The sequence below is a fragment of the Marinobacter sp. genome (assembly GCF_034669625.1).
In the GTDB taxonomy this organism is placed as follows: domain Bacteria; phylum Pseudomonadota; class Gammaproteobacteria; order Pseudomonadales; family Oleiphilaceae; genus Marinobacter.
Genome location: NZ_JAXMOY010000002.1, coordinates 1 through 13,058 on the forward strand (window position 1 = coordinate 1; position 13,058 = coordinate 13,058).

At 50.5% G+C, this 13,058-nt stretch carries 9 protein-coding genes; 5 read left to right on the forward strand and 4 right to left on the reverse strand.

Annotated elements, in window-relative coordinates; all coding sequences use genetic code 11:
- The first annotated feature begins 216 nt into the window (after positions 1 to 216).
- From glmU to VOI14_RS02075, 5 genes are all read left to right on the forward strand, one after another.
- A complete protein-coding gene (gene glmU / locus VOI14_RS02055) occupies positions 217 to 1,581 on the forward strand; it encodes a bifunctional UDP-N-acetylglucosamine diphosphorylase/glucosamine-1-phosphate N-acetyltransferase GlmU (protein WP_323750368.1) in 1,365 nt (454 codons plus the stop codon).
- Positions 1,582 to 1,610: 29 nt separating this feature from the next.
- The gene (glmS, locus tag VOI14_RS02060; protein ID WP_323750369.1) at positions 1,611 to 3,443 is read left to right on the forward strand and encodes a glutamine--fructose-6-phosphate transaminase (isomerizing); all 1,833 of its coding nucleotides are present in this window, start codon (positions 1,611 to 1,613) and stop codon (positions 3,441 to 3,443) included.
- Positions 3,444 to 3,578: 135 nt separating this feature from the next.
- Positions 3,579 to 4,394, forward strand: coding sequence for a TnsA endonuclease N-terminal domain-containing protein (locus tag VOI14_RS02065; RefSeq protein ID WP_323750370.1), 816 nt, complete (start codon positions 3,579 to 3,581; stop codon positions 4,392 to 4,394).
- Positions 4,395 to 4,461: 67 nt separating this feature from the next.
- The gene (locus tag VOI14_RS02070) at positions 4,462 to 6,465 is read left to right on the forward strand and encodes a Mu transposase C-terminal domain-containing protein (protein ID WP_323750371.1); all 2,004 of its coding nucleotides are present in this window, start codon (positions 4,462 to 4,464) and stop codon (positions 6,463 to 6,465) included.
- Entirely contained in the window at positions 6,455 to 8,050 is a 1,596-nt protein-coding gene (locus VOI14_RS02075; protein WP_323750372.1) for an ATP-binding protein, read from the forward strand. The genes VOI14_RS02070 and VOI14_RS02075 overlap by 11 nt, the downstream gene beginning before the upstream one ends.
- Before the next feature lie 206 nt (positions 8,051 to 8,256).
- Here VOI14_RS02075 and VOI14_RS02080 read toward each other — a convergent pair whose 3' ends face one another.
- The 4 genes from VOI14_RS02080 to VOI14_RS02095 form a co-directional block, all read right to left on the reverse strand.
- A complete protein-coding gene (locus tag VOI14_RS02080; protein ID WP_323750373.1) occupies positions 8,257 to 8,763 on the reverse strand; it encodes a hypothetical protein in 507 nt (168 codons plus the stop codon).
- 311 nt (positions 8,764 to 9,074) lie between these two features.
- The gene (locus tag VOI14_RS02085; RefSeq protein WP_416361378.1) at positions 9,075 to 9,953 is read right to left on the reverse strand and encodes a DUF3800 domain-containing protein; all 879 of its coding nucleotides are present in this window, start codon (positions 9,951 to 9,953) and stop codon (positions 9,075 to 9,077) included.
- Positions 9,946 to 11,424, reverse strand: coding sequence for a restriction endonuclease subunit S (locus VOI14_RS02090; protein WP_323750374.1), 1,479 nt, complete (start codon positions 11,422 to 11,424; stop codon positions 9,946 to 9,948). The genes VOI14_RS02085 and VOI14_RS02090 overlap by 8 nt, the downstream gene beginning before the upstream one ends.
- Positions 11,421 to 13,013, reverse strand: a complete 1,593-nt coding sequence (locus VOI14_RS02095) for an N-6 DNA methylase (RefSeq protein ID WP_323750375.1) — start codon at positions 13,011 to 13,013, stop codon at positions 11,421 to 11,423. The genes VOI14_RS02090 and VOI14_RS02095 overlap by 4 nt, the downstream gene beginning before the upstream one ends.
- Between the last annotated feature and the right edge of the window lie 45 nt (positions 13,014 to 13,058).

Sequence of the window (13,058 nt, forward strand, 5' to 3'; positions counted from 1 at the left end):
GCAGAGCTGGCAGAAGCCGCCGCTCAGCTGCGCACTATCCAGAAACTGCGCAAGAACCTGCGATAAGCAGTGCTTGCGTCAGTGCCCGGACAGGCCTGACAGTGAACCGCATCCGCAGGTGGCGGGCTTTGGTTTCCCATTGGGAGATCATAGTCCCATCACCGGGGTGCGGTTTTTTACTATGAGATGACCAACGAATTTGGAGTTGTTCGCCCCATGAATCCGTTACACGTTGTTATTCTGGCCGCTGGTCAGGGTTCAAGGATGAAATCCGCACTGCCGAAGGTCTTACATCCGGTAGCCGGCAAAGCCATGCTGCATCATGTTGTCGAGACTGCCAAACAGCTCGGTGCGGAGAGAATACACACGGTGATCGGTCATGGTGCAGATCAAGTGCAGGCGTCGCTGGAGGATGACAGCGTCAACTGGGTGCTTCAAACTGAACAGCTCGGGACAGGCCATGCCGTCGCACAGGCGTTACCGGATTTACCAGACAATGCGCGAGTACTGGTGTTGTATGGGGATGTACCGCTAACCCGAAAAGATACTCTTCAAGGCATGGTGGAAGAGCTCAACGACGAGCGTCTGGCATTGCTCACGGTCGATCTGGACAACCCTCAGGGTTACGGTCGGATTGTGCGCAGTGCGGAAGGTCAGGTGCAGGCCATCGTTGAGCAGAAAGACGCCACGGCAGAACAACAGGCGATCCAAGAAGTAAACACTGGCATTCTGGCGGTATCTGCCAAGCATCTGAAGAGTTGGTTACCAACGCTCTCAAACAGTAATGCTCAAGGCGAATACTACCTGACCGACATCATTGCCATGTCCGTCGAGCACGGCCTGAGCGTGGCGGTTTCCCAGCCGCAGACGGCCTTTGAAGTGCAGGGTGTGAATAACCGCCTGCAACTGGCCGAACTGGAGCGTTGGTATCAGCGTCAGCAGGCAGACCGACTGATGACCGAAGGCGCCACACTGGCTGATCCCGCCCGCGTTGACGTGCGCGGCGAGCTCAGCATCGGCAACGACCTGTGGATCGATGTCAACGTGGTATTCGAAGGCAAGGTCAGCTTGGGCAGCAACGTCAGCATTGGCCCGGGTTGTGTGATTAAGGATGCCAGCATCGCCGATGGTGCCGAGATCAAAGCTCACAGTGTAATTGAAGGTGCGGTGGTTGGCGCAAATGCTCAAATCGGACCCTTTGCACGGTTGCGCCCCGGTACCGAGTTGTCGGCCAATACCAAGGTTGGTAATTTCGTAGAAACTAAGAAAGCCATCGTGGGTGAGGGCAGTAAGATCAATCACCTCAGTTACGTAGGCGATGCCTCTCTTGGCCGTAATGTGAATGTGGGTGCAGGCACCATCACCTGCAACTATGATGGCGTTAACAAATTCCGCACCGAACTGGGTGACGGTGTCTTTGTGGGCTCGAATACTTCTTTGGTGGCTCCCGTGAAGGTTGACGAAGGGGCAACCATTGGCGCGGGCTCTACCATTACTCGAGATGTCGCCGAGAACGACTTGGCCGTGGCTCGTGGTAAGCAGCGGAATATTTCAGGCTGGGAACGGCCTAAAAAAGCGTAAAGACCGATTAACGAACAGGTGATAGCAGCATGTGTGGGATTGTAGGAGCGGTATCTGAACGGGATGTCCAGGGGATTCTGCTGGAGGGTCTGCGCCGGCTTGAGTATCGGGGTTACGATTCCGCAGGTATGGCCGTGGTGGGTTCCGAAGCCCAGGTACAGCGCGCCCGGGAAGTGGGCAAGGTTGCGGCATTAGCCGATGCGATTGAGGCCAATCCCGTTGCCGGCCACATGGGCATCGCCCATACCCGTTGGGCCACCCACGGTGAACCTTCACAGCTGAACGCACACCCGCATATGTCCGGTGACCGCCTGGCCATCGTCCACAACGGTATCATCGAAAATTATCAGGAACTGCGTGACGAACTGAAGGCCGAAGGCTACGAGTTTACGTCTCAGACCGATACTGAAGTGGTTGCTCACCTGATCCATAAGCACTACCAGGCCGACAACAACCTGTATCAGGCGGTGAAATCCGCGATGACACGCCTGCGTGGCGCCTACGCCCTGGCCGTTGTTCACGCGGATGAGCCCGACCACTTGGTGGTGTCCCGCGAAGGCAGCCCGCTGGTGATTGGTGTTGGCATTGGCGAGAACTTCATTGCCTCTGACCAGTTGGCACTGCTTCCGGTCACCGACCGTTTCATGTTCCTGGAAGAAGGCGATATCGCCGATATCCGCAAGGACAAGATTGTCATTGAAGACCGTGACGGCAACACAGTTGAACGCAACATCACCCGCTTCGAGCACGCATCAGACTCGGCTGATAAAGGTGAATATCGCCATTACATGCTGAAAGAAATTTATGAACAGCCGAAGGTGGCCAAAGCCACCATGACCGGCCGTATGACCGACAGCCGGGTTCTGGAACAGGCGTTGGGCACCGACGCCGCCAAACTGCTGGAAAACGTTCGTCACGTTCAGATTATCGCCTGCGGAACCTCCTACCATGCCGGTATGGTCGCCCGTTACTGGATTGAAGAACTGGCCGGTGTCCCTTGCTCCGTCGAGGTCGCGTCCGAGTTCCGCTACCGTAAGCACGTGATTCAGCAGGACACCTTGTTCCTGTGTATATCTCAGTCCGGTGAAACGGCAGATACGCTTGCGGCATTACGTCAGGCCAAGAAAGCCGGCTTCCGTGCGGCACTGGCCATTTGTAACGTACCGGGCAGCTCCCTGGTGCGTGAATCCGACTTGGTGATCATGACTCAGGCCGGGCCGGAAATTGGCGTGGCGTCTACCAAAGCTTTCACCACCCAACTGATTGCACTGCTGCTGTTCTCCGTTGCCCTGGCCCGCCATAACGGCCTGAGTGAAGAGAAAGAAGCCGAGATCGTTCAGGCCTTGCACTTGGTGCCCGGTCAAGTCAGCGATGTGCTGGCGCTGGATGGCGAAATCGAGAGCATGTCCAAAGCCTTCATGGACAAGAACCACAGCCTGTTCCTGGGTCGTGGCTCCCAGTATCCGGTGGCGATGGAAGGTGCGCTTAAACTGAAGGAAATCTCCTACATCCACGCTGAAGCGTATCCTGCCGGTGAGCTGAAACACGGGCCGCTGGCACTGGTGGATAGCGAGATGCCGGTAGTGACCGTCGCTCCCAACAACGAATTGGTTGAGAAGCTAAAATCCAACTTGGAAGAAGTACGTGCCCGGGGCGGAGAGCTGTTCGTGTTTGCCGACAAAGCCGCTGGTGTGACAGCCGAGCCGGGTATTCACGTGATGCAGCTACCTTCGGTACACGAAATCACCGCACCAATCGTTTACACCGTGCCGCTGCAGTTGCTGTCCTACCATGTGGCAGTCCTGAAGGGCACGGATGTGGATCAGCCACGAAACCTGGCCAAGAGTGTGACGGTGGAATAACCGACCCCGGCCTATGACAACCAGTTGTCCGAGGACATTAAAGTTTGATAAATAACATTAATGTTTGATGATTTACATTAAAGTTTGATCAATATAGGCCCCCTGCTATTCTCAATATAGCAGGGGGCCTTTTTCATGACAGATACCAACAAACCGATTGACCCAAAACACGAGAAATTGCTTAAAACTCGTGGCCGCGGGTCAGGAAAGGACTATGAACCCTTTATCAAGGTTCATGAAATAAGCAGCCAAGGCGAAAGCGTTAGAATCCGTAGTGCTTCCGTGGGACGGATTCATCACTTGCTGTCCGGCATAGAACTAATGGCGTTTCTTGTATTCGATCAGTTCGAGCAAACAATTGATATAAGGGAACAATATCCCCTGCCAATAGACGATACCCTCGAAATCTGTGCACAACTGGGAATCCGTCATCCTCAGGTTCGTGGCGCTTTGACTGTAGTTTCAACGGACCTATTAGTTAACTTCTCATCGGGCCACCAGTTGGGGATTGCTGTCAAACCTTCATCGGAGCTATCCAAGCTGAGAGTGGTGGAAAAACTCCAGATTGAAAAAACCTACTGGGAAGCTCGTGGTGTGGAATGGAAGATTTTCACCGAGCGGGAGGTCACAGACGGGATGCGGGAGAACCTTCTGTGGATTCAGCCCTATCTAAGCCCAGATATGGTGTTACACCAAGATGTGGGGTATTCAGATGTAAAGGATCTCTTTAATCGCCTTCAGTCGCATCCTCGGACGAAGGTTACGCGACTTTGTGCGAAGTTAGATGACCAATATGAAGTAGAGCCCGGATTTCACTTAAGTATCCTTCGATATGCTGTGGCCCACAGTTTTATAAAGGCCCCCCTGAATAAAGCATTTCATAGCTGGATATTCAGCGACCTCAGACTAAGAGCGCCAGAGTTTGTTCGCGAGGTGAACAATGCTTCTTAATCGGGTATTCCAAGATCCTTTGACAGGTAAACGATACCGTGTGGTCCTGGAGAGTCTCTCAGATTTAATGTTAATCGATGTCGACAGTGACAAAGGTTGGCCTTTCCACATGCCAGAAGCGGAGTTTTATTCGATTGGGTATGAATCCATTTCGGATCCCTATCCATTACCGAGCGTGGCGGATGGCAGCATTGTCGCGAAAAAACGCGATGAAGCATGGGCAACAATTAGCCCATTGTTGGGTCAGTATCAATCACTTTTCGTTAAAAACGAACGCAATCGACTGATAAAAGAACTTCTTCAATCAACCGATAAGCCGCGGTTGTATATTACCCGACAGCTTCGTAGGTATTGGCAGAGGGGAATGGCTCCGAATGCCTTGGCGCCGGACTATCACAAATGTGGAGCTAAAGGGCGGCCCAGACGTGAGGTGGAACAAAAAGTTGGTCCAAAACGAACGGTTACCCCGGGAGTAGGTGTGCCGGTAACAGAGGAAGTTGCGGAACTATTTCGATTGGCACTTGATGGTTTTTATTTGCGCAACGAAAAAGTGTCTTTGGCGGCTGCAAAAGACAAGGCCGTTGGGCTTTTTAAAGCCCGTTATCCCACTGCAACAGAGCGAAGTATGCCCACGATGAGGCAATTCCGCTACTTCTATGAAACGAATTACCGGAAGACTGAAGTGGTTAGGAAGCGGACTCCAAGCCGAATCTATGAGAAAGACAAACGGGCATTGACGAGTACGTCAGCGAACCTGAACTTCGGTCCTGGGGCTCGGTACGAAATTGACGCAACCATAGCGGATCTGTACTTGGTTGCAGAAGACGATCCGGCCCTCATCATCGGCCGTCCCGTTTTGTATTTTGTCAAAGATGTATTCAGCCGGATGGTTGTGGGTATGTATGTGGGCCTCGAAAATCCCTCATGGGTTGCTGCGATGGTGGCACTCAGCAATGCCTTCAGCGAAAAGACGACCTATTGTCAGGGTCATGGAATAGCTATTAGCCAAGAAGATTGGCCGAGTTGTGGTCTGCCTGCGTCGATTATGGCTGACCGCGGTGAGCTACTTTTTAAGCAAGCAGATGTTTTGGTTAACAGATTTAATATCCAGTTGAGCAACTCACGCGCCTATCGCGGGGATGACAAAGCAATATGTGAGCGATTTTTCAACACGATCCAGAGCCAGTTTCGGCCCTATGTCGGTGGTGTTGTAGAGCCGGTAAATGGCAAAAAGCGTGCTGGCAAACGTTATGAGTTGGATGCACAACTGAATCTTCCTGAATTCACAGAACTGTTGATTAATCTCGTTATTGGGTACAACACACAGCACGTCGTTGAAGGTTACGATTTTGCACCTGATATGCCAACAGACTTGCCTGCAGTGCCCCGCGAGCTCTGGAACTGGGGAATCCAAAACCGGACCGGCAATCTTCGTTCTTGTGATGAAGACCTGGCCCGTATCAACCTCCTGCCCTACGAAAGTGGCACAGTCTCGCAGGTGGGCATCACCTTCAAAGGGCTTGTGTATACCTGTCAGCAGGCATTGTCCCTAGGCTGGTTTGATCGCATCCGTCAAAACCGCCCATCAAAAGTGGAAATAGCTTTTGACCCACGACGGACTGACACCGTTTACATAAGGCCTGACTCTAAGTTCGAAAACTACTGGGTTTGTGAACTTTCTGACAGAAGTCGGCGATACAAAGGAATGAGTTTCGTTGAAGCCTCAGGAATACTGAAAGAGATGAATCGTACCAAAGCAACGGCTAGGCAAAAGGAGGATTTTAAGAAACCGGACGCCTTAGCCACCGTCGAGAAAATTGTTGCCTCTGCGAAGAAGCGTCAAGAAGCCAACAAACCACCTGTTACGGACACTGAGCGACTTCGAGGGATACGGCAGAACCGCGTAAAAGAAAAAGAATTGGAACGAAATCGCAGCGGAATTAAATCCCATAAACAACCGGAACAGGTCCGCCCAGCCGACGTGGTGCCGTTCCGTTCTCACAAAACTGAATCAAGTGACAGTATCGATTACCCGAATATGGATGCCTTTTTGGAGGACGATGATGATTAAGTTGCCGCTGGCACAGTATCGGGAAGCGGAAATCCGGGAATACGAAGGCCAGCCTTTAATTAATGCCCTGCCACCCATTAACTCGCCGCAGGATACCGCCAGAATGTTGGCTCGTTTTCCAAAAGTGGACGAAGCCGAGAAAGTGTTGCCGGCCCATATTCGTCGCCATGCCATGATGAGGATTCTGGATCAATTTCTATACCCAACGAAATCCCATCTTCAGTTGGAGCAGATGATTTCAGGTATGATCCGTCGCGGTTACCTGAGCCGAAATATCGCGGCTCCGGACTATCAACGTAGCCTAGACGACGTTGCTCATACCAATTTTAATGCGATCGCTCGGAACGCCGGAAATGAAGCCCTAGTAAGTTCCATCATCGGATGTTCCGGCACCGGAAAATCCACGGCGGTAGAGGCAATCCTAAAAACATACCCGCAAGCGATTTATCATCCTGAGTATCAGCATGCCCAATTGGTATGGCTAAAAGTTGAGTGCCCTCATGATGGTTCGGTAAAAAACTTGTGCACCAATTTTTTTAGAGCTGTAGACGATGCGTTGGGGACTGATTACCAAGCGCTCTACGTGAAAAGTCGGTCTTCTGCGGAATCGATGCTTGGGGATATTGCCCGAGTGTCAGCATTACATTCGATTGGTGTTCTTGTCATCGATGAGATTCAGCACTTAGAGAAGTCTCGCTCTGGCGGGGTGGCAAAGATGCTTAACTTCTTTGTGACACTGACGAATGTTATCAAGGTGCCAGTTCTTTTCATTGGAACGCCGAAAGCTTTGGAGTTGTTTCAGCCAACCATGCGGTCAGCGAGGCGAGCGGCCCAATTCGGTAGTCTGGATTGGGGGCGATTTGCCCGAGCCGAGAATGATGGCAGTGACGGAGAGTGGGAACGCTTTTTCAAACGACTTTGGAAGCTACAGTGGTTTGAGCATGCAACTCCTATAAACCAGGAAATGATAGATCTATTCTGGGAGTATACTCAGGGAATAGCTCACATCGCTGTTGCACTCTTCTATCTCAGCCAGGCTAGAGCTGTGGTTGCAGGGAGAGAAGTAATTGATCGCTCCCTGGTCACTAAGGTCTATCAGGAAGAGCTGGCGATGGTGCACCCTATGATCTCTGCTCTGAGAAGTGGCCGCGAAGAAACAATTCTTCAATATGCTGATCTAGATGTGCCCAGGGAATCATTGCGCGTTCAGGCCTCTTTGCATGAGATATCTTATGCACAGAAAGAGCAGGTATCCGATAAGAAACTTGAAGCTTCAAAACTGGATCAGCTTGTTTCGTTGCTGATTCAAATGGGTATTGGCGAGGACATCGCTCCGACCGTTGCAGAGCAGGCATTAGAAGAGCGTCCTGAGGCTAATCTATTTGAACTGGTAGCGCATATTAAAGACTTAGAGGATAGGGCCTCGGAAGAGCCTGTTCCTAAGAAATCTTCGCTAAAAGCTCAGAAGAGTCGGCCTATATATGTTGAAAATGATTTACGCTTAGCATCTGGAGAGGACTCAGATTTTACCTATCAAACTCTCAGAAATCAGGGGGTTATCATCGAACTGTCGGCTTATCTCTGAGGTTGTCACAATCGAAATCTACCACCGATTCGACTCGGTGTTGTGGAACTGGGAAGAGTGCGGTCAATGTAACCGACCGTTGCGTGGCTATTCCTGCAAGAAATGTACGAATCTTTTCTTACTTAGTCTTAATTCATCCGTTCTTACTACGTCAGGATCAGTGCGAAGAGTATTGAGCGCATCAGGTCAGATATTATGCAAGGTTGTTAGACCATTTGTTTTATTTGTTCGTTCTTTTCAGCCTCAAGCTGGGATTTAGCCCTATTTAGCTCCTGTGTGATGTTCTCTAGTTCAGACTGCGTATGTTCGAGCTCTTGCTCACTGCTAATTTCTTCGGCTTCAAGCCGTTCCCAATTTTCAAGATAGCCTTCGATTTTTTTGGTTCTAGAAAATGATTCCAAAACTCTCAAAAACTCGTGGTAGGTTGATGTTGCAAGATTCTTTAACGTTTGTAATTTTTTTAGGAGACTTTTTTTTGTTTCAACCGATTTCAATTGATGAGAACGCAATTGTATTTCCATTGATAGATGCTTCACGTCATTCAATAATTCTATTGATTGATCTTTGAGTGATATCAATTTTTTATCAAACTTGAAAGTTTCTACTCTACTAATATCGGTCAAATATTGTTCGATCAAGTCTAAAAGAGAGGAGCATTCGGTCTGAATTCTATTTTGATGATCGTTAACCTCTTCTTTTCCCTTTCTAATCATAGTTATAAATCCAATTATGACTAGAAGAGACGTCAAAAGAATTGTTAGGGTTGGATAAGAGTCCATCAATAAAATCTCCTTTTTATGCAATTAGTTAACGCAGAGAGACAGGGGCACATCTCATGTGAGTATTTTCCGGGGTTTTTTGTGCGCCGCAAGCGGAATGATGCAGGTAAGTTCTTCATCAGCATCTAGACCGCATTAGCTTCATAATTTAGACAAACTGAAGTTGCTTTTTCTGCGATAGAGTGTCTATAATTCGCATCAAGTGGACTGGGGGTGCCCGGTCGGCGTTTAGGCCTCGGTGAGTTTCATCGGGGCTTTTCGCTTTCTGGAAGTGGGAAAACTTTCAGCCCCATATCTTCAAACCCTTTCCCTACACATTCTCTACCTCCATCACAGTAGAACTTTTTCTTCAATACTTGGAACGCTTTGTTAGCCTGCTCCGGCTTTAGAACGCTCAATCCTATTGGGCGGGCTACAAGATCTGCCAACTGCAGCCCTGAGGACATGGTTTTCTTGTCAGAAAACAAAATGTCGAATGGGAGGGGCTTTGATAGCCGGTTTGCCCCGTCGCAAAACCGCCGAAATTCAAGTTCTAGCTCGTTATCTTCCTTTTTTCCTCGACATTCAACAACGACATGTGTCTTCGTTTCGTGCTGTTGTTTTTCTTCAAGAAATTCATAAAGAGTTTCCAGACAGAAACCCAGAGCGAGGTGGTATGGATTGGAGCCGGCCTCAGACTGCTTGTTCAAGCGCCTTTTGTCGATGACACAGCTAATTAGGATGAAATTGCTGTGCTCTATAATGCCCGTGAGCTCATCCAGAAATTCAGTCTTTTCCGGCCGACTTCGGAAGATGTTAAATGCGCCTTTTTCCTTGCGGATCTCGTTCTCGTGAAGAACCACCTGATCGTGCCCAAAGTGGTTGAACTTGAATTTTTCAAGCGCTGAAACCACTTTCTCACTGTAGTGGCGTTTATGAAATACACAGAAGGCGAGGACAAATAGTGGATATTGACCATCGATTTTCTGCATGCCGTGATCACCGCTTTCATCGACGTACACTATGTATTTACTGTAAAGACTATCCGAGTTTCCAGTTGGACTGGCAGCTGTGGGCAGGGCTTCATCTTCGACAGCAAGAGCCAGTTCAAAAAGTGGGAGCTGTTGATCGTCTTTTTCAGGCACGGGTTGTCCTCCGGCGCTGTTTTTCAGGCTTTGTTTTGGCTCGTTCTGTTTTGATCCGCTCCAACAAAGCCCCTGCACTGTTCTCTCCGCTAGTCAGCTCTGGATTATCATTGCGCCATTGCTCGGTAAGTTCGCCCCGGAAGGCTTTGGCTAGGATGGACTGAGTGAGGTTGTTGACGCGGGCCAGGGCGTTGTTGACCTGTTGTTCGATGTGGTTGGCGTGGGCGAAGAGTTGGTCTACTCGGCGGACGATTTCGGTTTGTTCTTCGCTAGAAGGTAGAGATACCAAGAATTTTTTGAGATCAACTGGTGATAAGTTCGGCTGTAAAGTTTCAGAGAGCTTGTCATAGACTTGTAGTTTGAAGTAATTCGACTGGAACAGTAATTCGAAGAATTCCTTTTGCTGTTCATTATTAAATAAGAACTTTGCAACTCGCTGATTCAAAAGACCCGCCGGCTCCGTAATCGGGTATCTGCAGACTTTCAATGTGTCATTCGTGATCGGCCGCGTTAAAGCCATTAATAGGTCGCCAGGAAGTACCTCAAATTTCCGATAGGTTTGAAGGTGCGAACCAGGTAAATACTGCTGGTTCTTCTTCTCGAAGGCACCATATTGAACGTTTGATATTTTGATTGCTGGTGTGGTTCCTGTATCCGTAAACTCGTTGCTTTTGAAAGCGTTTCCCGAGACAACATTGCAGGCATCAGCGAGAGTCATCGTCTGCCACTCTCTGGGGCAGGAGGTGACCTCGTCTGATTTTTCCAGCCCTAGAGCCAGACATCTGTAGTCATGGCTTCCTCGCCACTCCTCCGTCAACCGCCCACTCACCGCCGCAGCCAGCACGGACTGGCGGAAGTGTTTGAGGATTTGCGGGATACGTTCGAGGCGGGCTTTGGTGTTTTCCACCTGGGCCAGCAGGGTGTCGAGTTTGTCGGCGATGACTTTTTGTTCGGCGGGGGATGGTATAGGCACAGAAATCTGCGAGTATTCTTTGAACTTCAGATTTCTAAGATTGTTACTCCCTCCTTGGTATCGAACAACTTCCCCGGAGCTATAGAAGAATTCGAGATATCTATTCAGATAGCGCTGATTAATGCTCGCCGATGGTCGTAGGAGGCGGAGAAAATTTGTTCCAATTACCGGAGTATCGAACTGATCAAGAACAGATTGGTTGATGAGCACAGTTCGTCCCACCGGTTGGTCGGGTCCACCGCCGGAGATTTCAAGGAGAATATCCCCTGGGAGTAACGACCGTTTCTCAAGGCTATTCTCCTTAACTTTACGTACAACAGCGGTTCTGCCGCTGTCTCGGGCCCAGTTCCTAAATTCAGAACCTCGGATACAAGCGACACATTGATAACCCTCCTCTTGGTGGTCAGGAACTTTCCCCCAGTCCCCGCCAATAACGTGAGCTAGAAGGTTTTCTAGGGCCTCAGATTGCCATAGTTCAGGAATTTGAAGCAGGCTCATTTTCCAACTTCCCCATCCACTTCCTCATCGGCACCCAATTCCCGCATCAACGAATCGAGTTCTCCCATAGCCTGTACCAGTTCTGCCATAGCCTCACCCGCCAACACACTCGGCTCCGGCAAATTAGCCGCATCCACACTGTCACTGTCTTTAAGCCACGAAATATCCAGAGAGTCGCCTTTGTGTTCGGCAATCCACTGTCGGCTGAAGCTGCGCCAGCGGCTGTGGGCTAGTCGGGGATCAACGCCTTCGTTTTCATCGTTGTGTTCCGGCAGTTCGATGTCTTCGGAATGGAAGCTGTATTCACCCTCTTTACGCTCGCTATCACCGTTGGGACTTTCGCCGAAAATGGCTTCAAATGGCTTCAGGTGTTGGTCGCCGAAGGGCGTGCGTTTACCGAAGCTGGGCATGTTGGTGCGCAGGTCGTAGACCCATACGTTTTCAGTGCAGTTTTCTTCCTGATGCTTGTCGGTTTCACTACCTTTCGTGAAAAACAGTACGTTGGTTTTCACGCCTTGAGCGTAAAAAATGCCGGTAGGCAGGCGCAGGATGGTGTGCAGGTTGCACTTGTTCATTAAATCCCGGCGCACATCGGTGCCCACTCCGGCTTCGAACAGCACGTTGTCCGGCAGTACCACGGCGGCGCGGCCACCGGGCTTCAGATTGCGGTAGATGTGCTGCAAAAAGGCCAGCTGTTTGTTGCTGGTTTTGTAGGTGAGGTCGTCCCGGGTGATGCTGGCATCGCCGCCTTTGCTGGTGCCGAAGGGAGGGTTGGCGAGAATCACGTCGGCCTTTTCAAGCCCGGCGCCGGTCTGGCCCAGGGCATTGCCCAGGTGCACCACGCCCTCGGCATCGCCTTCCATGCCGTGCAGCAGGCAGTTCATCAGGGCCAGCCGGCGAGTGCCGGGCACCAACTCAATGCCCACGCAGGCTTTGGTGGTTTGAAAGCTTTTCTGTTCGGCTGTGAGGTCGTACAGATCGTCCGTCTGGTCTTTGATGTATTCGTGGGCTGCAATCAAAAAACCTGCGGTGCCCGCTGCCGGATCCTGAACGGTCTCGCCGGGCTGGGGTTTCAGGCAGCGCACCATGGTATTGATCAGAGCACGGGGGGTGAAGTACTGACCAGCACCGGATTTGGTTTCGTTGGCGTTCTTTTCCAGCAGCCCTTCGTAAAGATCCCCAAGGCCGTCTTTCTGGGCGCTGAACCAATCGATCTGGTCCAGTGTTTTAATCATCTGCTCCAGGTGCCGGGGCTCCCGCAGGCGGGTTTGGGCATCGGCATAGATGGCACTAATCAGTGGATCATCGTGTACCAGAGTACCGTCGCCATCCTTGCCGGTGGATAGGCTGAGCAGGATACGTTTGTAATCGTTCAGTAGGTTGATGCCGGATTTGCCGTTCAGGTCGGTCCAGCGGCAGCCTTCGGGTAATGGGTGCTTTTTCAAGGTGCCGGCTTCGGTGTTCTCGTGCACCATTTTGATAAACAGCAGCAGCACCAGTTCGGTCACGTAATCTGAGTAGTTGATGCCGTCGTCCCGCAGCACGTCGCAGAGGTTCCAGAGTTTTTGAACGATGTCGTTGTTAGTCATAGGATCCATTACTCAAGAGTGAGCTGATAGTTAACATTAGGTTTT